19 protein-coding genes are annotated in these 19,680 nt (G+C 63.6%); 8 read left to right on the top strand and 11 right to left on the bottom strand.

What is annotated here, in order from left to right:
• Positions 1-149 precede the first annotated feature (149 nt).
• The 4 genes from IFT60_RS09520 to IFT60_RS09505 all read right to left on the bottom strand — a co-directional run bounded on the left by IFT60_RS09520 (position 150) and on the right by IFT60_RS09505 (position 4,646).
• Complete coding sequence (locus IFT60_RS09520; protein WP_192051711.1) at positions 150-1,481, bottom strand: ATP-binding protein; 1,332 nt, start codon at positions 1,479-1,481, stop codon at positions 150-152.
• Positions 1,478-2,140, bottom strand: coding sequence for a response regulator (locus IFT60_RS09515; protein WP_192051710.1), 663 nt, complete (start codon positions 2,138-2,140; stop codon positions 1,478-1,480). The genes IFT60_RS09520 and IFT60_RS09515 overlap by 4 nt, the downstream gene beginning before the upstream one ends.
• Positions 2,141-2,184: 44 nt before the next feature.
• Positions 2,185-3,708, bottom strand: coding sequence for a DegQ family serine endoprotease (locus IFT60_RS09510; protein WP_192051709.1), 1,524 nt, complete (start codon positions 3,706-3,708; stop codon positions 2,185-2,187).
• A gap of 473 nt (positions 3,709-4,181) precedes the next feature.
• Positions 4,182-4,646 carry an Hsp20 family protein gene (locus IFT60_RS09505; protein WP_192051708.1) on the bottom strand — a complete coding sequence of 155 codons (465 nt, stop codon included), beginning with the start codon at positions 4,644-4,646 and terminating at the stop codon, positions 4,182-4,184.
• 239 nt (positions 4,647-4,885) lie between these two features.
• Here IFT60_RS09505 and IFT60_RS09500 point away from each other — a divergent pair, with 239 nt between their 5' ends.
• Entirely contained in the window at positions 4,886-6,802 is a 1,917-nt protein-coding gene (locus tag IFT60_RS09500; protein ID WP_192051707.1) for a M61 family metallopeptidase, read from the top strand.
• 113 nt (positions 6,803-6,915) lie between these two features.
• Positions 6,916-7,263 (top strand): hypothetical protein, encoded by a 348-nt coding sequence (locus tag IFT60_RS09495; protein WP_192051706.1) that lies wholly within the window; start codon positions 6,916-6,918, stop codon positions 7,261-7,263.
• A gap of 148 nt (positions 7,264-7,411) precedes the next feature.
• Here IFT60_RS09495 and IFT60_RS09490 read toward each other — a convergent pair whose 3' ends face one another.
• The 4 genes from IFT60_RS09490 to imuA form a co-directional block, all read right to left on the bottom strand.
• The gene (locus tag IFT60_RS09490) at positions 7,412-8,167 is read right to left on the bottom strand and encodes an alpha/beta hydrolase family protein (protein WP_192051705.1); all 756 of its coding nucleotides are present in this window, start codon (positions 8,165-8,167) and stop codon (positions 7,412-7,414) included.
• Positions 8,168-8,299: 132 nt separating this feature from the next.
• On the bottom strand, positions 8,300-8,716 hold the full coding sequence (locus IFT60_RS09485) for a hypothetical protein (RefSeq protein WP_192051704.1): 417 nt from the start codon (positions 8,714-8,716) through the stop codon (positions 8,300-8,302).
• Positions 8,717-8,758: 42 nt separating this feature from the next.
• The gene (locus tag IFT60_RS09480) at positions 8,759-10,240 is read right to left on the bottom strand and encodes a Y-family DNA polymerase (RefSeq protein ID WP_192051703.1); all 1,482 of its coding nucleotides are present in this window, start codon (positions 10,238-10,240) and stop codon (positions 8,759-8,761) included.
• Entirely contained in the window at positions 10,170-10,877 is a 708-nt protein-coding gene (imuA, locus tag IFT60_RS09475; RefSeq protein WP_192051702.1) for a translesion DNA synthesis-associated protein ImuA, read from the bottom strand. The genes IFT60_RS09480 and imuA overlap by 71 nt, the downstream gene beginning before the upstream one ends.
• Before the next feature lie 243 nt (positions 10,878-11,120).
• Here imuA and IFT60_RS09470 point away from each other — a divergent pair, with 243 nt between their 5' ends.
• The 5 genes from IFT60_RS09470 (at position 11,121) to IFT60_RS09450 (ending at position 15,296) form a co-directional block, all read left to right on the top strand.
• Entirely contained in the window at positions 11,121-12,359 is a 1,239-nt protein-coding gene (locus tag IFT60_RS09470) for a putative Na+/H+ antiporter (protein WP_192051701.1), read from the top strand.
• 9 nt (positions 12,360-12,368) lie between these two features.
• On the top strand, positions 12,369-12,806 hold the full coding sequence (gene hepT, locus IFT60_RS09465; protein WP_192051700.1) for a type VII toxin-antitoxin system HepT family RNase toxin: 438 nt from the start codon (positions 12,369-12,371) through the stop codon (positions 12,804-12,806).
• Positions 12,807-12,997: 191 nt separating this feature from the next.
• A complete protein-coding gene (bchE, locus tag IFT60_RS09460; RefSeq protein WP_192051699.1) occupies positions 12,998-14,536 on the top strand; it encodes a magnesium-protoporphyrin IX monomethyl ester anaerobic oxidative cyclase in 1,539 nt (512 codons plus the stop codon).
• Positions 14,537-14,604: 68 nt separating this feature from the next.
• Positions 14,605-14,886 carry a hypothetical protein gene (locus IFT60_RS09455; protein WP_192051698.1) on the top strand — a complete coding sequence of 94 codons (282 nt, stop codon included), beginning with the start codon at positions 14,605-14,607 and terminating at the stop codon, positions 14,884-14,886.
• Positions 14,887-14,903: 17 nt separating this feature from the next.
• Entirely contained in the window at positions 14,904-15,296 is a 393-nt protein-coding gene (locus tag IFT60_RS09450) for a GFA family protein (protein ID WP_192051697.1), read from the top strand.
• Positions 15,297-15,792: 496 nt separating this feature from the next.
• Here the strand turns inward: IFT60_RS09450 and IFT60_RS09445 are convergent, their stop codons facing one another.
• The gene (locus IFT60_RS09445; RefSeq protein WP_192051696.1) at positions 15,793-16,464 is read right to left on the bottom strand and encodes a glutathione S-transferase family protein; all 672 of its coding nucleotides are present in this window, start codon (positions 16,462-16,464) and stop codon (positions 15,793-15,795) included.
• Between the two features lie 85 nt (positions 16,465-16,549).
• On the opposite strand from IFT60_RS09445, the gene IFT60_RS09440 reads away from it, so the two are divergent.
• Positions 16,550-18,229: an AMP-binding protein gene (locus IFT60_RS09440; protein WP_192051695.1), complete on the top strand. Its 1,680-nt coding sequence runs from the start codon at positions 16,550-16,552 to the stop codon at positions 18,227-18,229.
• Between the two features lie 100 nt (positions 18,230-18,329).
• Here the strand turns inward: IFT60_RS09440 and IFT60_RS09435 are convergent, their stop codons facing one another.
• Both IFT60_RS09435 and IFT60_RS09430 read right to left on the bottom strand, forming a co-directional pair.
• Positions 18,330-18,842: a hypothetical protein gene (locus IFT60_RS09435; protein ID WP_192051694.1), complete on the bottom strand. Its 513-nt coding sequence runs from the start codon at positions 18,840-18,842 to the stop codon at positions 18,330-18,332.
• Positions 18,843-18,935: 93 nt separating this feature from the next.
• On the bottom strand, positions 18,936-19,400 hold the full coding sequence (locus IFT60_RS09430; RefSeq protein WP_192051693.1) for a hypothetical protein: 465 nt from the start codon (positions 19,398-19,400) through the stop codon (positions 18,936-18,938).
• Positions 19,401-19,680 lie beyond the last annotated feature (280 nt).

The raw sequence follows: 19,680 nt of genomic DNA, 5'->3' as shown, positions 1-19,680 counted from the left end.
CTCAGCAATTGGCAGCAGCATAAGCGCAACTGTCCAACTTTGTGGGGTCACTTCACCCTGTGCCCACGCGAAATGGTGAGCAGAACTGGCGTATCCGAAAAAAGCCAACGTGGCGCATCAGTCCGCGTGGGCTCGGGGCCCACCCTACATCAAGTTTTCGCCAACGGAAACCGCACCGTCGCCATCAGGCCACCCAGCCGCGCGGACTCGCCCAGCTTCAGGCTCGCCCCATGGCGCTCGGCAATCGCCTTGATGATGGCCAGCCCCAGGCCGCTGCCGGCGGCGTCGCTGCCGGCCACGCGGTAGAAGCGGTCGAACACGCGCTCGCGCTCCTCCGGCGGGATGCCCGGGCCGCTGTCTTCGACGATGACTTCGGCACTGTCCTTGTCTGCGCGCACGGCGATGTCGACGGTGCCGCCGTGCGGCGTGTACTTGACAGCGTTCTCGACCAGGTTGCGCAGCAGGATGTGCAGCGCGTCGAGCTGGCCTTCGACGCTGGCGGCATCGGCGTGCTGCAGGCCGAGGTCGACCTCTTTCGCCTGCGCCAGGCCGACCAGGTCGCCCACGGTGCGGCGCGCCAGTTCGGCCAGGTCGACCGGACGGGTGGCGACGCCATTCGCGGCCGAGGCTTCCTGGCGCGCCAGCACCAAGAGCTGCTCGACCAGGCGCGTGGCGCGGTCGATGCCGGCAGTGAGGCGGCCGACGGCGACTTTTCTCGCGTCGGGATCGGCGGCGCGGTCCAGGCTTTGCGCCTGCAGGCGCAGCGCGGCCAGCGGCGTGCGCAGTTCATGGGCGGCGTCGGCGACGAAATTCTGCTGGGCGTCGAAGGCGGTGCGCACGCGCCCGAACAGCAGGTTCAGTTCGTGCACCAGCGGCCGTACTTCGTCGGGCAGGCCGGCTTCGGACACCGGCGACAGATCGTCGGCCTGGCGCCGCGCCACCTGCGAGCGCACGCGCGCCACCGGTTCCAGCGAGCCGCTCACCACCCACCACACGACCACCATCAGGATCGGCATCATGACCGCGATCGGCCCGAGCGTGCGCAGCGCCAGGTTGCCGGCCATGTTGCGGCGTACGGCCAGGTCTTGCGCGACCTGCACGGTCTGGTTGTTGGTCTGGATCGAGAAGACGCGGTAGGTGGTGCCGTTCGCCTTGAGATTGGAAAAGCCGAGCACCGCGCGCTGCGGCAGGCGCGCGCGCGAGACGCTGTGGAAGACCTGCACGCCGTCCGGGGACCACATCTGCACCACCAGGTCGTCGTTGCCGGGCGCCGATTCGACGCGCTCGTTCGCTTCGGTGTTCGACAGGGGCGTGCTCGAACGCAGCGACAGCGCCATCTGCTGCATGTGGTAGTCGAAGATCTGGTCGGCGTCGTCGAGCGCCGTGCGGTAGGCGATCGAGGCTTGCGCCAGCGCCGCCAGGGTAATGGCCGCCAGCAGGAACCATAACAGGCGCCCGCGCAGCGAGTGCGTCACCTTCATGCTTTGGGAACCATGTAGCCGACGCCGCGCACGTTCTGGATCAGGTCGCTCCCCAGCTTCTTGCGCAGGCCGTGGATGTACACCTCGACGGCATTGCTGGAGACTTCGTCGCGCCAGCTGTAGAGCTTTTCCTCGAGCTGGGCACGCGACAGCACGGCGCCCGGCCGGGCAACCAGCGCTTCCAATACGGCCCATTCGCGCGCCGACAACGAGACCGGCTCGCCGTCGACCAGGGTTTCGCGGGTGGCGGGGTTGATCGAGATGTTCTTGTATTCGAAGATGGGTTCGGCGCGCCCGGCGGCACGCCGCAGCAGCGCACGGATGCGCGCCAGCAGCTCGTCGAGGTCGTAAGGCTTCAGAACGTAGTCGTCGGCGCCGGCATCGAGCCCGGCGATGCGCTGGGCGACCGAATCGCGCGCGGTGGCCACCAGCACCGGAGTGCGGTCCTTGCGGGTGCGCATGGCGCGCAGCACGTCGAGGCCGTCCTTGCGCGGCAAGCCCAGGTCGAGCAGCACCAGGTCGTAGTTCTGGTTCTGCACCAGGGCCGTGTCGGCCATCTCGCCGTCCTTGACCCAATCGACCGCGTAGTGCTCGGCCCTGAGCAGGTCGAGCACTACTTCGCCGATCATCGTATCGTCTTCAACTAACAGCAGCCGCATCGCATTACCTTTTGTCGTGTGATCCGGCTGCCGGAGTGGCCATGTCAGCCAATCCGCACCGGAATGAAGATTCTGTCATTCCCGCGCTGGATCAGCAAGGCCACCGACTTGGCGGATTTACTGACCATCTCGCGTACCTGGGCGACGCTCGACACCGGCTTGCCGTTCACCGACAGCAGCACGTCGCCCGGCAGCACGCCGGCGGCGATCGCCGGGCCACCTGCATCCTCGATCACCAGGCCCGAGGAGATGCCGCTCTGGCGCTGCTCGATCGGTTCGAGCGGACGCAGGGCCAGGCCCAGCTTGGCGCCCTTGTCGAGGTCGGCCAGCTGTTCGCGCTCGGCCGGCTCGGCCTTGTCGCTGGCGTTGGCCAGGGTCGCGTTCAGGCGCACGATCTTACCGTCGCGCCAGACGTCGAGCACCACCTTGTCGCCCGGCTTGGACACCGCCAGCATGCCCGGCAGGTCGCCCGAGCCGATGATCTGGTTGCCGTTCAGGCTGCGCACCACGTCGCCCGCTTTCAGGCCGGCGCGTTCGGCGGCGCTGCCGCGTTCGACGTTGGCGACCAGCGCACCTTCGGGCGAAGCCAGGTTGAACGAATCGGCAAAGCCCTGGTTCACGTCCTGGATCGCCACGCCAAGCTTGGCGTGCTGCACCTTGCCGGTGGCGACGATCTGGTCCTTGATACGCACCGCGACGTCCATCGGGATCGCGAACGACATGCCCATGTAGCCACCAGTCTGGCTGTAGATCTGCGAGTTGATGCCGACCACTTCGCCGCGCGTGTTGAACAGCGGACCGCCCGAGTTGCCGGGGTTGATCGCGACGTCGGTCTGGATGAAGGGCACGTTGGTGTCGCTCGGCAGGTTGCGGCCGGTGGCGCTGACCACGCCCGCAGTCACGGTCGACTCGAGGCCGAAGGGCGAACCGATCGCCAGCACCCACTCGCCGACCTGCAAGTTGCGCGAATTGCCGAGCGGCGCGACCGGCAGGTTCTTGGCGTCGATCTTGAGCACGGCGACGTCGGTCTTCGGATCGGAGCCGAGCACCTTGGCGCGGAATTCGCGCCGGTCGGCCAGCTTGACCGTGACTTCGTCGGCGCCCTGCACCACGTGGGCGTTTGTCAGGATGACGCCGTCCGGGCTTACGATGAAGCCCGATCCGGCGCCGTAAACGGGCTGGTCGCGTTGCGGGCCGCCGCGGTATTGCGGGCCCTGGAAGCGACGGAAGAATTCATAGAACGGATCGTTCGGATCCATTTGCGGGCCGCCGCGCGCGCTGGTCTTGGTGCTGCCGACGACGCGGATGTTGACGACCGCCTTGCCGTTCTGGGCGGCGATGCGGGTGAAGTCGGGCAGCGTCACGGTGGCGGCGGGGGCGCCCGCAGCCACTGGCGGCGCAGTGACCGGTGCCGGCGCAGGCGCCAAGGCAGCCGGTGCACCCTGGGCGACGGCATTGTTATGGTTGACTGTAATCGCTCCGACCGCGCCGCCGATAACGCCCGCCGCGCAGAGCGCCAGCGTGAGACGTTTTGCGGTGATGGCGGTAACTGCACCTTCGTTTTGCATGGACGTGCTCCTGGATTAAGGTTGGACGATAACGGTGTATCGATGGTATTTAGTGTCGCTGATCTGTCTTAGAACATGCTTAAACTCAGCCGTGCTTGCGGACGGCGCGTTGCGTTTGGTGCCGCGTCTGTGCGGCGGTTTCTACGCGGGCATGCCCGCCCTACGCACCACCGCGCGTTGCGTTCGGTGCCGCGTCTGTGCATCGTTCCGCGCGGGCATGCCCGCCCTACGTTTCGCGGCGGCCAACAATACATTTTTACGCCATTGGCGGCGGTGTACGTACGGCGCGCATGCCCGCCGCGTTCACGCTGACCCTTGCGTAACGTAGGGCGGGCATGCCCGCGTTCACACGCCGAACAATCGAAACGCACCCCCCGGACAAATCTGTCCGCCGCCAAGCGCAAAAAAGGGCACCCCATACCGCGGGCACCCTTTTCCTTACTGCCTATACTGCTTATGCCACGCGTTCTACCTTAGGCAGCCTGACGCTGTTCAATTGCCTGAACATTGTCGATGGTGCCGGCGGCGTCACCAATCTGGATCTTGCGCGGCTTGAGTGCTTCAGGGACTTCGCGCACCAGGTCGATGGTCAGCATGCCGTTGTCGAACGAAGCGGTGGTCACCTTCACGTGGTTCGCCAGCTGGAAGCGCTGTTCGAAGTCGCGGGCGGCGATGCCGCGGTGCAGGAAGGTACGCTGGGTGTCGTCCTTCTGCTTGCGACCGGTCACGTGCAGGGTGTCGCGCTCGGAGACGATTTCCACTTCATCGCGCGAGAAACCGGCCAGGGCCATCACGATGCGGTATTTGTCTTCGGCGAGCAGCTCGACGTTGTACGGTGGGTAGCTCGGCTGCGATTCGGCGCGTTGCTCGAGCAGGCTGGCCAGGCGGTCGAAGCCGATGGCGGAACGGTACAGGGGAGCGAGGTCAAAAGTACGCATGATAAATATCCTTGTAAAAGTTAAGCGATAAGTTGACGGACCTCATCGTGAGCATCCGTTGGAACCAATCTAATGCCATCCCTCGCCCTTTTCAAGACATACAAAATACGGATTTTTAAGGTATTTTGCAAATTTTATTTGCATCCATGTTTCGTACTATTCTGCAACTTATTGAGGGAGGGCTGCGTGCTACACTCGTCCGGCTCAGTTACCCAGATTTACCCCACATTGCCTACGAGATGACCGCACACGCCACGTTCTCCTTCGCCGCCAAGACGGCATCCAGCATCGCCCTCGCCCTCGCGCTGGCCTTCCCCGCGCAAGCCGCCGTCCCCGCCCCGGTCGACCAGCCCTACCCCGGCACCATCGTCCTGAAAGTCGATGCCACCAACCTGACGCAGCAGATCTTCCGCATGCGCATGACGGTGCCGGTCAAGCCTGGCCCGATGACTTTCCTGTACCCGCAATGGCTGCCGGCGAACCACGGTCCGAGCGGCCCGCTGACGCAGCTGGCCGGCCTGAAGTTCACCGCCAACGGCAAGCCGGTGGAATGGACGCGCGACCAGGTCGAAGTCTTCGCCTTCCACGTTACCGTGCCCGAAGGCGTGACGACGCTGGAAGCGGAATACCAGTTCCTGTCGCCGCTCGATCCAGCACAAGGCCGCATCGTCATGACCGAGGATATCCTCGGCCTGCAATGGCCATCGGTGACGCTGTATCCGGCCGGTTACGTCGCACGCCGCATCACGGTGCAGCCGTCGTTGACGCTCCCCGCCGGCTGGCAGTACGGCACCGCGCTCGAGACGGCAGAACGTCAGGGCGACGAAGTAAAATTCAAGGCGCATGACCTCGAAACGCTGATCGACTCGCCGCTGTTCGCGGGCCGCCATTTTAAAAAATTCGACCTCGATCCGGGCGCCAAGGTGCGCGTCTCGCTGAACGTCGTGGCCGACAACGCCGAGAGCCTGGAAGCGAAACCCGAGCAGATCGCCGCGCACCGCGCGATGGTGCAGCAGTCGCTGAAACTGTTCGGTTCGCACCACTACGACCACTACGACTTCCTGCTGGCGCTGTCGGACGACTTCGGCGGCATCGGCCGCGAACACCACCAGTCGAGCGAGAACGGCGTCAAGCCGGGCTACTTCACCGACTGGGCGCGCTCGGAAGCCGGCCGCGACCTGCTGCCGCACGAGTACACCCACTCGTGGAACGGCAAGTTCCGCCGTCCCGCCGGCCAGGACGTCCCCAACTTCAACACCCCGCTGCAGAACGAACTGCTGTGGGTGTACGAGGGCCAGACCCAGTACTGGGGCGGCATCCTCGGTGCGCGTTCCGGCCTGGTCTCGCAAGCCGGCGCGCGCGATGCGCTGGCCGCCACGGCCGCCCGCTACGACAACGTCGGTGGCCGCGCCTGGCGCGCGATGCAGGACACGGTCAACGACCCGATCATCATCGCCCGCCGCGCCCTCGGCTGGAGCAACTGGCAGCGCGGCGAGGATTATTATTCGGAAGGCGCGCTGATCTGGCTCGACGTCGACACCAAGATCCGCGAACTGTCCGGCGACAAGCGCTCGCTCGACAATTTCGCGCGCGCCTTCTATGGCATCAACAACGGCAGCTACCAGCCGGCGTTCTACACCTTCGACGACGTGGTCGCGACCTTGAACAAGGTGCAGAAATTCGACTGGGCGCCCTTCCTGCGTTCGCGCCTCGACGGCCACGGCCCCGGCGCCCCGCTCGACGGCTTGACGCGCGCCGGCTGGAAGCTGGTCTACACCGACACCCCGACCGACTACCTGAAAGCGGCGGAAGAGCGCAGCAAGTCGACCGACTTCAGCTATTCGCTTGGCTTCGCCGTGCGCGCCGACGGCGGCGTGAGCAACGTCCAGTGGGATGGCGTCGGCTTCCGTGCCGGCCTGGCGGGCAACACGACGATCGTCGCGGTGAACAACAAGGTGTTCAAGCCGGAGGTGCTGAAAGCGGCCGTCAAGGCGGCGGCCAAGGACAGCAAGGCGCCGATCGAGCTGCTGGTCAAGAAGGGCAACACCCTGCGCACGATCTCGCTGGATTACCACGGCGGCTTGCGCTACCCGCGCCTGGAGCGCATCGGCGGTACGCCGGATCGGCTGGAAGCGATCTACAAGGCGCTCAAGTAAGGCTGGATGTGCAGCGTGCTGGATGATGGGGGCGCCGGGCCTGGTTCGGCGCCCCTTGTTTCTTTCCGGCTGCGGTTTCTCCAGGCTTCCCGTATTTTGGTATGCTGCATTCCATGACTACCGATACCGACATTGAACTGTCCGGCCCGTTCAAGGCCAACGACAGCACCGGCCGTTCCCACGACGTCAAGGCAATCCGCATTTTCGACGAGGGCTACGGGATCATCGACGTGTACGTCGACTTCGCCGCACCGGTCGATCCAGGCCTGCACCAGGACAAGGTCCTCGTGAAAGCCATCATCGACCGCCTGCGCGCGCTCGGCTACAAGGGGCCGGATTTCGGCCTCAGCGACCCGGGACTGCAGGAGCGCAAGCTGATCGTGCTCGAAGCGCCCGAGGAATTCGCGCCGTTTGCCAAGAGCCGCGGGTGGAAGAACCTGGCGGAAGAGTTCGACGAGTAAGGAACGTTGATGGCGCCGTTGGCATCATGCCAACGTTCGCTGTTGTAGGGTGGGCGCCCCCGTGCCCACGCGGACATTCGTGTCATGTTGACCGTGTTCCCCGTGCCGCCATCCGTGTGGTTTGGGGTTCTGCGCAGCCCGGCCCGTCCTACAAATACCGACTACTCCACGCCGCAATCATCGCCGCCACCTGCGCCGCATCGTCCCTCCCCGTCACCAGATGATCGATCCCGTCGAGCGACACAAAGCTCTTCGGATAAGCGGCCAGCTCGAAAATCCGCAGCCCATTCGCGATCTCCACCGTATCGTCGCCTGGTGCGTGCATCACCAATAAGGCACGGCCCAGCTGGGCGATTCGCTCGGCCAGCTGGTGCTGCGTCGCATCCTCGACGAACTGCTGGCGGATATTGAAGTCGCGCCCTGCCAGTTTGACGCGCGCCTCGCCGAGCTGGGCGATCGTGTCCAGGTGCTCCGACAACAAGGCATCCACCACATAATGCGGATCGCTCGGCGAAGCGATCGTTACCACGGCAGTCGATTCCGGAATCCGGTGCGCCGCCGCCAGCACGGCCGTCCCGCCCATGCTGTGCCCGATCAGCAAACGCGGCGCCGCGAATTTGTCGCGCAGGAAACCGGCAGCGGCCATCAGGTCTTCCACGTTCGACGAAAAGTTGGTGTCGCCAAAGTCGCCCGCGCTGCTGCCCAGTCCGGCGAAATCGAAGCGCAGCATGCCGATGCCATGCGCAGCCAGCCCGTGCGAAATGCGGTTCGCCGCCAACACATCCTTGCTGCAAGTAAAACAGTGGGCGAAGACACCATAGGCACGCGGGGGGCCGTCGGGCAGATCCAGCTTGGCCGCCAGTTTGCCGTGCGGCCCCTGGAATTCGACGCGTTCGGTGAGCATGAGGTGTCCTGTTTGAAGAAGGCGCTACTCTGCACCGGATCGGGCGGGTGTGCAAGGGAGCGCGCCTGATGCCGGCTGGCGGGATGTATCACCTATGTCTCTAGACACGTCGTCTTACAACGGCAAAAAGTATCATTCCTGCCGCCGGGTACGCGCCTTCCACGCTTCCCAATAAGCAGAGCTCGCAGCAGACAGTTCCTCGAATGAGACTGGTGTGCCTGAGTCGAGATATACGGAAGCTGTGGCATACAACAGCGTCAACGTTCCCATCGTACAGTTCACGACAACTGGATCGCCGCCATGTTCCAGGTTCAGTATTTCCGGATCGCGCTCAACGATCGATTCAACATCATGGAGCAGTTCACGGTCGTATTCCGCAAATTCAAATCGCGTACAGTCCGTCAAAACCACCTTGAACCCTGTTCCCTTGTCCGGGAATTGTTGCCGCAAATAGCCAATCGAGATATCGATCGATATCGTCCCTGGTACGGTCCCTGCGATGTTTGCAATCCCGCCATCATGAAGAATGCCCCAGAACTCGGCTTGCATACCTGAATCCCCTGTCGTGTGAATGCATACATTCTATTGCGCTCATCCAAACAACCCATGCAAATACCACCGCGGATCCGCATCCTCGCCCGCCCCCACGATGCGCTCCCGGTACACCCAGTACAAGGTGTGATCCTGCCCCTCCGCAATAAAATAATCGCGCGTCTGCGGTTCGGTCCACCATCCCGCTTCGATCCGCTCCGGCGTCGACGCCATCTTCAAAGGCGAGCCATAAAAAGGCCGGTGCTCGCGCATCAATAAAGCAATCGGCTTGGCCAGTATCCAGGTCGGGCGCGGCAGGCTATGCACGTCGGCCGGGAGCTGCGACAAACGCACCGATTCGCGTACCTTTTGCTGCACCGGCACCCAGGTATTCGCGACTTCGGGCCGGTAGTCGGCCTGGGGCAGCGCCTGTAAAACGTTGTCCGGCCCAAGGCGCGCCACCAGGAGTTCGAGCATGCGTACGCGGTCTTCCTCGCTGCCGCCGGGTTCGGGAAACAGCGACTCGCTCGGTGGCGCCATCGGCTGCAGTTGCGCGGCGTCGAGGGCGAGGCCGATGACGGGGGCGTCGAGTACGGTTTTCGCCAGGCGCTCGCGCAGCAGGCGCACCAGGTGTTCGTCGCGCCAGGTCGGTTCGCCCAGCGCGATCTCGACCCCGGTGGGCGGGCGCGCCACCCTGCCCCGTTCGTGTTCGAGCAGCAGCGTGATGCGCTCGACGGCGAGCTGGTGCGCACACAGCCAGCCGGTCAGTTGCTGTACCAGGCGCTGGGCGCCTTGCAGGCATTCTTCGGCGTTTTCGATGCGGTCGAACAGTTCGATCTTGGCGTGAAAGACCGTGGGCGCCTCGATCCACTCGAACAGTTCGGGCGCCATGCCGTAGGCGGCGTCGAGGACGTCGAGCAGCGCGCGGCCGCAGCGGCGTTGCAGGCCGGGGCGCGGCAGGCGGCGCATGGCGCCGATGTCGAAGCAGCCGATGCCTTCGAACCAGCCGGCGAAGGCGCGGGCCGGCGGCGGCAGCGTGCTCGGCAGGCGGTCGAGGCGGCGCGCGAGCGATTCGATGCGCAGGACGCGGCCGGCGCGGCGGCGCGCCAGCATCCAGGTGCCGCGCGCGGTGGGCGCGCAGCTGAGGTAACCCGAGAAGCCGAGCGCGCGCAGGCTGGCGCGCACGCGCCGGCACAGGGCGCGGATGCCGCCGAACAGGCGCAAGCTGGCGCCGATATCGATCAACAAGGTCGATTCCTCGGCCTGCGCCACTTGCGGCGTGTACTGCAGCAGCGCCAGCGCCACCGCGTGCAGGGCCTCGGCCTCGCGCTCGGGCGAACGCTCGACGATGCGCGCCTCGGGCATGAGCATCAGCACGCCGCCGCGGCGCATGCCGGGCTGGACGCCGGCGGCTTGCGCCAGCGGCGAGGCTGCCAGCACGCGCTCCGCCTCGAGGACGACGATGCCGGCGTCAGTTGACCAGTTCGGGGCGAAGACCTCGAGCGGCAGCCGGGGCAAATACAGGCCGATCCACAGTCGCATGGCGTTGGAGGGAGGGAGGAGTGAGGGGCAGGAACAGCGGCGCATCGCGCTGCGGTCCCCGGCGTTTGACGAAGCTGATGTCGAGTCCGCCGGCGGCGGGCCGCAGCGACAGGCGCAGCGGCGCCGGCGAAGCATCCTGGGCGCTGGCCAGCGGACGCATCATGAAGAACAGGGTTTCGCCACACTGGGCTGCCAGGTGCAGGCGGCGCAGGCTTTCACCGCGCGCATGGTTGGCCCAGAACAGCAACGCCCCGCAACTGCCGCTGCGCAGCACCTGCTCGGCCGCCCACAGCGCGTCGGCCCCCCGGTTCGCGCGCAGCCAGATCAGCTGCGAGGGCGGCACGCCGAGCGCGGCCAGGGCCAGCGCCTGCGGCGGATGGGGCGGCTGCAGCAGGACGATGCGGCGCGCGGCGGCTGCCGCCAGCGCCGGGCGCAACAGGCGCATTTCGCCGATGCCGGGCTGCTGCAGCAGCAGATCGATCAGGGTGCCGGTGGGCCAGCCGCCGCCCGGCAACTGCTTCGACAGGGCCGGGTGACCGGTGTCGACACAGCGCGTATGCGCATGCGCCAGCTGCGAGGCACGCCACAGCGAAGGGTGTAAATCTTCCGGCGCGGCAGTGTGTTGTGAACAAGACATGATTAAGGGTAATGCAAAAGTACTGGATGGATGTACAGTACTCGTTCGTTCAGCTTTTGGCAAGATGTGTATAGTTTGAAAACACGGTATTTAACGTTGTGCTTGTGTTCGCGCAAAGCCGCGACCCTTCAAGCGGACGCGCCTGACGAACCATCCGGCCTGCATCAAAAGATGGAATAATGATCGTTCATTCATTATTCTTCTAGCAATGACCGCTCTCCCCTTACATTCAGGACGCCGCCCATGACCACGATCCAGCTGGTCGGCGCCATCCTCTTCGCCTGCGCCCTCATCCACACTTTCGCCGCCAAGGGTTTCGAGATCCTGGCCGATCGCCATCCGCGCCACGAAGGCCTGTTCCACCTGCTCGGCGAAGTCGAGGTCGTGTTCGGCTTCTGGGCCTTCATCCTGGTGGTGGCCATGGCCCTGGTCAGCGGGCCAAGCGCCGCCATCGACTATGCCGAATCGCGCCATTACACCGAACCGCTGTTCGTGTTCGTGGTCATGGTGATCGCCGCCTCCAGGCCGATCCTGTACGCCGTGCGCGCCCTGCTGGGCACGATCGCGCGGCTGGCGCCGCTGCGGTCCGAAGTCGCGCTGGCCTGGCTGGGATTGGCGCTGGTGCCGCTCGCCGGCTCGCTGATCACCGAACCGGCGGCGATGACGCTGGCCGCGCTGATGCTGGCGCCGCAGGTGTTCCGGCCCGGCATTCCGGAGCCGCTGAAATACGGCGCGCTCGGCGTGCTGTTCGTGAACGTGTCGATCGGCGGCACCTTGACGGCCTACGCCGCACCGCCGGTGCTGATGGTGGCCGGCACCTGGGGCTGGGACAGCGCCTACATGCTGACCCACTTCGGCTGGCGCGCGGCCGTGGCCGTGCTGATCAACGCCAGCGTCGTGACCGTGCTGCTGCAAAAACACCTGGCGCCGGCAACGACAGAGGCTGTCGTCCCGGTACCGCTGAAAGTCTCCCTCATCCACCTGGCCTTCCTGGCCGCGGTGGTGCTGCTGGCGCACCATCCGGTGCTGTTCCTCGGCCTGTTCCTGCTGTTCCTGGGCTTTACCCAGGCCTATGGACGCCACCAGGATCCCCTGATCCTGAAGGAAGGGCTGCTGGTCGGATTTTTCCTGGCCGGCCTCGTCGTGCTGGGCGGGATGCAGCAATGGTGGCTGCAGCCGATCGTGTCCAGCCTGGCGCCGACCGCCCTGTTCTTCGGTGCGCTCGGCCTGACCGCAATCACCGACAATGCGGCACTGACCTATCTCGGTTCGCTGATCGCCGGCTTGTCCGAACACGCCAAATACATGCTGGTGGCCGGCGCGGTGGCCGGCGGCGGCCTGACCGTGATCGCGAATGCCCCGAACCCCGCCGGCGCCGCCCTGCTGCGGCGCGGCTTCAACGACGAGTCGATCGGCGCCCTCGGCCTGCTGGCCGGCGCACTGGGCCCGACGATCGTCGCCGCACTACTGTTTCTTATCTGAGGAGTGAGCATGGACGACACCGTATTGGTCGGCAAGACCGGCATCATCGAACGCTGCTGCCGCCGCGCCCGCGAAGAGTACGAAAAGGATCCGACCACCTTCGTGGGCGACCTCACGCGCCAGGACGCGGCCACGCTGAACGTGATCCGCGCCTGGGAAGCGGCGGTCGAGATGGGAGATTATGTGATCGCCATGGCCGACCTGGGCGAGCCGTTCAACGAGCGCGAGGTCATCAGCATTTTGGCCGACAACGGCTGGATCGACGCCACCCTGGCCGAAGACCTGAAACGCACCGGCGAATTCTGCCGCGCCGAATGGGATTACCAGGCCGCGCCGCTGCCGGCCCTGGTCACGATCATCAAGCGCGGACTCGACGATTTCGCGGCCTACAGCCAGGCGCTGGTCGCGGGCGCGGCGACGCTGCCGGATACAGGGCAACCGGATTAACAATCAGAGCCTATCCCAGTAGCCCGGAGTCGCTGCAAGCGCGCCTGACAAGCGGGTGCTGCGTTGCTCGTCGGTTGCATGGCCCACCATGCGTCCTCCTCGCGCCTTGCCCGCGCTTGCCATGCATCGCTTGCAACTTCCCCCGGTCTACTGGGATAGGCTCTTACACAGAAAAGGCTGCCCGAGTCCCGATGCACAGTCTCGCAAAAAAGATCCTGCTCATTAATCCGCCCCATACCGCCATCGGCAGCCGCATTCCGCGCGAACAACTGCCGCCGCTCGGGCTGCTCAGTGTCGGCGGTCCGCTGATCGATGCCGGTTTCGACGTCGAATTGCTCGATGCCGAATTCGGCCCCATGCCTTTTGACCGCATCATCGAACAAGCCCTGGCGAAAATACCCGACCTGGTGATGCTGGGCCATTCCGGCTCCACGTCAGCCCACGACACCATCATGCGTATCGCAGCGGCCCTGAAAGCCGCCAGGCCCGGCCTGACAGTCGTGTATGGCGGCGTGTATCCTACCTACCACTGGGAAGACGTGCTGCGCGCCCATCCGTACATCGATTACATCGTGCGCGGCGAAGGCGAACGCACGGCCACGGAACTGGTGCAGGCATGGGCACGGGGCGATGACATGACAGGCGTCGACGGCATCGCCTTGCGTGTGAACGGCGCCCCGCGCGATACGGCGCCGGCCGAGATGATCCGCAACCTCGACGATTACCGGGTCGGCTGGGAATTGATCGACCACAGCCGCTATTCGTATTGGGGCGGCATGCGTGCCGTCGTCGTCCAGTTTTCGCGCGGCTGCCCTTACCTGTGCAGTTATTGCGGCCAGCGCGGTTTCTGGACCCAGTGGCGCCATCGCGACCCGGTCAAATTTGCCAAGGAACTGGCGCGCCTGCATCGTGAGCATGGCGTGGAACTGATCAATTTTGCCGACGAACTGCCCACCGGATCGCGCAAGGCATGGAAAGCTTTCCTCGAAGCCTTGATCGCCGAAGACGTGAACCTGACACTGGTCGGCTCGACCCGTACCGGCGACATCGTGCGCGACGCCGACATTCTGCACCTGTACAAACAGGCTGGCGTCGTGCGCTTTTTATTGGGAATCGAGAGCTATGACGAAGCCATGCTCAGGACGATCAGGAAAGGCGGCAGCACGAGCGAGGATCAGCAAGCCATTCAATTGATGCGCCAGCATGGCATCATTTCGATGGCGACCTACGTCGTCGGTTTTGAAGAAGAAACCGATGCCGATTACTGGCGTTCGCTCAAACACTTGCTGCGTTACGATCCGGACCAGATCCAGATGCTGTACGTGACGCCGCACCGCTGGACCCCGTATTTCGAAACCGTGCACGAGCGTAAAGTCATCGAAACGAATTCGGCGAAATGGGATTACAAGCACCAGGTGCTGGCGACGGCGCGGGTGCCGCCCTGGCGCATTCTCCTGTGGGTCAAGTCGATCGAGGTCGTCATGCAGATGCGGCCCAAGGCGCTCATGCGGGTAGTATTCGGCAAAGACCGTCATGTCCGGCATGGCATGCGCTGGTATACCCGCATGGGGCGCCGGGTCTGGTTGCACGAAATCGTCGAATTCATCTTCAGCAAGCGTACAACCGACAGCGCCCTCACCCTGCGCCGTTTCTGGGGCGCTTCGCTGGCGGAGAATGAAGCCTCGATGGTCAAGCGCAAGCGGCCGGTGGTGCCAATCAAGGCAGCATGACCGACAACTATTTCTATCGATCTGACCGGGCGGGTAGAAACATGGCGCACATTTTTATGGTGATCGCAGTGCTGTTATTCGCAATCCTCGTCCTGCTCTACGCCGCAGGCGATCGGCCCCTGTTGAATTTCATCGATGACGGCGCCGCGGGACCGGTAGCGTGTATCAACCGCCATGCGGCACGGCGCCTGCTGCTGCCGGTCGCCGTGAACCTGGCATGCGCCCTGGTCGCCGCGCGGCATCCGCAGCTGGCGGTGCCGCTGCTGTTCCTGACGCCGCTGTCGATCCTGGGCGCGGTAGTCTGGATCGCGGCCGGCGTATCGCGCCTGAAAACGGTTGCGGCGAACTGAGGACAAGGAAACCGGACATGGACCAATACAGCGGCGGCTGCCTCTGCGGCGATATCCGCTTCGTGGCGACGGGACGCCCGTACCGGGTCGGCCTGTGCCACTGCCTCGACTGCCGCAAGCACCACGGCGCGCTGTTCTACGCAGCCGCGATTTTCCCGCAAGACGCGGTGACGATCAGTGGAGAGACGCGCGCCTACGCCGGGCGCCATTTCTGCCCGCGCTGCGGCTCGCCCGTGTTCGGGCGCAGCGAGGACGAAATCGAAATCCACCTGGGATCATTGGACGCTCCGAACCAGTTCACGCCAAGCTACGAGAACTGGACCGTCCGGCGCGAATCCTGGCTGCCGCCGTTTCCGCTCGCGCATCATTACATGCACAATCGCGAGACCGCGGGCCGCAGCGAAGAATAAGCACCTGTACCTATTGTATTTATGTTGCCGACAGCAGGATGCAGACCCGTAAGGTGGGCGGCTATACCCGAACATGTGTCTACTCACTGCCTGAATGCCGTCCACGCGTTCACCACACTCTGAAACTTCGCGACGAATCACCCGCTGGTTGAACGCGTGGGCGGCGTGAACATCGCTGGTTCGCAAATTGAAGAGGTGGAGCCGCCCACCTTACGGGTCCACGCATCGTTCTCGAAATGAGTCCGTAGGGTGGACCGGGCGGCGAACCGCTCCGTCCACGCGGTACCACGCCCGCATATCGAAACGCACGGACAAGCGTTGCGGCACACAAGGCACAAGTGTTCAAAGAATCGTTGACCAACGAATCCCACGGTCCGTAGGGTGGACTCCGTCCACGCGGTACCACGCCCGCATGTCGAAACACACGGGCAAGCGTCACGGTATGCAAGGGAACGGCCGTGGCGGAGCCATTCGTGGCCCGGCCCACCTTACGGCATCAGCCCGCAGGCCGCATGTCCGGCGCCGCCACCGTCGAAATCCCCTGCGCGATAGCGGCACGCTCCTGCGCCGCCATCGCGCGCCCGAAACCATCGCGCGTGCGCAGTCGCTCCCAATAGCGCGCTACCTCCGGCGTAAACCGTTCGCTCAACCCCAGGTGCTGCGCCAGCAACAGCGCATAGCCAACCGAGACATCGGCTGCCGTAAACCGGCCGGCGGCCAGGAAGTCGTGTTCGCCGAGACGCGGCTCGAGCGTACGCAGACGCGCCAGAAACCACTTCGCATAATCCTCGGCCACCTGCGGCGCGCGCCGCTCGGGCGATTCGAAATGGGTGTAGCGCAGCACCAGCGTCTGCGGGAAGGTCAGCGTCGCCTCGCCGAAATGCAGGAAGTTCAGGTAGGCCGCGTAATCCTGTTCCCCAGGCTCGACATTCATCGCGGAGCCCGCGCGCACCGCCAGGTACTGGCACATCGCCGCCGATTCCGTCATCCGCACCGCGCCATCGAACAGCGCCGGCACCGTCCCCAGCGGATTCACCGCCAGATACTGCTTGTCGAATGCGCGCGGCGGAAACGGCAGCATCTTTAATTCGTAGGGCGGGCCCAGTTCTTCCAGCATCCACAAAGGGCGGAACGAACGGGCGCTCATGCAATGGTAGAGGGTGATCATCGGCGTGTATTCCTGTTGGACTGCATGGGCAGCGAGGATTTAGTATAAATAGGTACCTGATCATAACAACGACATGGAGACACAGATGCAGCAGAGCCTGAGCTATGTACATGGCGCCCACGACGTCCCCCTCATCGGCGAGACCATCGGCCACTTCCTGGCCAACATCGCCCGTGAATACGGCGACAACGAGGCGCTGGTCGTGCCGCACCAGAACGTGCGCTGGACCTATACCGAATTCGATGCGCGCGTCAGCCGGCTGGCGGCCGGATTGCTGGCGCTGGGATTGCAGCCGGGCGACCGCATCGGCATCTGGTCGCAGAACTGCGCCGAATGGGTGCTGGTGCAATTTGCCACCGCGCGCGCCGGCCTGGTGATGGTCAACATCAATCCGGCCTACCGCCGCTCGGAACTCGAATACGTGCTGGACAAGGTCGGTTGCGCCGCCCTGATCCTCGCCCCTGCTTTCAAATCGAGCGATTACCTCGCGATCCTGCAGGACGTGGTGCCGGAAATTGCGCACAGCGCCGCCGGCAAATTGCAATCGGCGGGTTTGCCGCAGCTGCGCCACGTGATCCGCCTGGGTGCCGATAAAACGCCGGGCATGCACAATTTCGACGACGTGCTGGTGCCCGAAGGCGACCCGCGCCTGGCGCAACTGGCCGAACTCGAAGCGACGCTGCAATTCGACGAGCCGGTGAATATCCAGTTCACCTCGGGCACCACCGGCGCGCCGAAAGGCGCCACGCTCACCCACCACAATATCCTCAACAACGGCTTTTTCGTCGGCGAAGCGATGCGCCTCTCCAGCCGCGACCGGCTCTGCATCCCGGTGCCGCTGTACCACTGCTTCGGCATGGTGCTGGGGAACCTGGCCTGCGTCACGCATGGCGCCACGATGGTCTTCCCCGGCGAGAGCTTCGAGCCGAAAGCGGTGCTGGAGACCGTGCAGATGGAGCGCTGCACCGGCCTGCACGGCGTGCCGACCATGTTCATCACCCTGCTCGACCATCCGGATTTCGCCAACTACGATTTGTCGACGCTACGCACCGGCATCATGGCCGGCTCGCCCTGCCCGGCCGAAGTCATGAGCCGCGTGATCGAGAAGATGCACCTGGGCGAAATCACAATCGCCTACGGCATGACGGAAACCTCGCCGGTCAGTTTCCAGAGTTCGGTCGACGATCCGGTGCCGCTGCGCGTGGCCACCATCGGCCGCGTGCATCCGCACCTGGAAGTGAAAATCGTCGACGCCGACGGCAAGATCGTCCCGCGCGGCGTGAAGGGCGAACTGCTCACGCGCGGCTATTCGGTGATGCTTGGCTACTGGGGCGACGAAGAGAAGACGCGCGAAACGATCGACGCCGCGCGCTGGATGCACACCGGCGACCTGGCCGTGATCGACGAGCAGGGTTTTGCGACGATCGTCGGCCGCGCCAAGGACATGGTGATCCGCGGCGGCGAAAACATCTATCCGCGCGAGATCGAGGAATTCCTGTACCGCCACCCGAAAATTCTCGACGTGCAATGCGTTGGCGTGCCGGATGCGAAATACGGAGAAGAACTGTGCGCCTGCATCGTCCTGCGGCCTGGCATGGAAGCGAGCGAAGACGAGATCCGCGACTTTTGCAAAGGGCAGATCGCGCACTACAAGATTCCGCGCCATATCCGTTTCGTTGCGGGCTTTCCAATGACGGTGACGGGGAAAATCCAGAAATACCTGTTGCGGCAACAGGTGACGACGGAATTGGGATTGGCGGGTTAGGAATGCCCGGCGACACTGTTCGGCTTATCTTCAACAGATAAGAGAACTGGCCAGCGAGAGAAATACCTCAGCTGGCCAGTCGGCTCGAGGAAACGCAGTATTAGTGTTTATCGCGCAAGCGCTGGCGCAGCAGTTCCAGTGGTACGACGCCCTGCTCATTTTTCATTGGCAGCAAATCGATCCCATCGACCTTGGCCCAGGACTTCGGTAGCAACAGGACCTCGTCGCCGGAATAAGTGGCACCGATATAGCTGGCAAATCCCTGCTTGTCGATTTCAGCGACCACCAGCCGCGTTTCCATCGGTATCGTCGGCCGATTGAATTCACCCAATTTCGATTTGCCTACGACAGTCGCACCGAGGTCGGCGCCCGCCAGTGTCTCGATTACCCGCAGATTCACCAACTGGCAATCTCCATGGCGCGACAAGCAAATTCGCGTCACGCCGTTCTCCGTTGTTTCGAGATTCGGACAGGTTACCGGGCAATGCTCCGTGCCCTCCTTGACGAACTCCAGCTTATCGATTGCACCGAGCAGGATCGTCTTCTGGGCCAGCGCAGGACCCGTGCCAAGTAGTGAAAGTAGAGCAACGGCCACCAGATTAATTAATCGCATCAACACCTCCATTTAATTAACGTTGTCAACATAGCAGTTTTTCGATGTCCACAACTAGGTTTTTTTGCCAATGGCTGAAGGCGGCTATTGGGCTCAGCTATTATTCAATTGCTGCACCCAAGTAGTACAACTACCCCACGCGAGGATGAAGTCGTGATGGTTAAAACAAATTAGGTAGGTCGCCTGAGTATCGCAAACGTAAAACTCAAAATGTGGTGTTTCGCGCAAAAATTTCAGCAGTTCTTGGCCGTCTGCAAATCTCCACACTGCGGTGGCTAGGGGTGAGAACACCAAGCACGGTAAGTCACCTACAAACTCCGGTATGAGTTCCCAACCACGTACGTTTTGTATGCCGGCTGGTGCATCTGCAGTGTTCCATGGCATCGACGCCTCAACGTTGACGTTCAGTCGCTCTTCGAGTAATTGAACTATTACATCCCGCTCAGATGGCGCCAACCTAGCAGGAATAACACTCGTCTCGTTAAGGAACTCCGCTATTTCGTCGGTCTCCATTTCGTCCTTGTTGATTATCAAAGTAATGGCCAGACATCCGCTCATGGCCGATTGCCGTCGCTCATAGTACGGCTTCTACCGACCGACCCAAAGCAGAGCCGAACGACAGTCAGGATGAAGGCAATCTACCCGACTCGACTAATAGGAAGATCGAGTTCCCTTCTCGTTCTGGCCCATGTACCAGCGATCGTAGAGAAAGCAGGAAGCCAGCTAGATCCATTGGGTTTGTGTCGAGTGCCTTCCACGGCATGAGTTGCGCCCATTGTGCCCCAGCATCCATTAAGTCCTCTGCCGAAGCCTGCCGAACTGCAGCCTGCAAATGGTC

It is taken from the genome of Massilia sp. CFBP 13721 (genome assembly GCF_014842025.1).
Taxonomy (GTDB): Bacteria; Pseudomonadota; Gammaproteobacteria; order Burkholderiales; family Burkholderiaceae_D; genus Telluria.
Note: the sequence above shows the minus strand (reverse complement) of the source record. Positions and strands in the feature narration are given on the sequence as shown.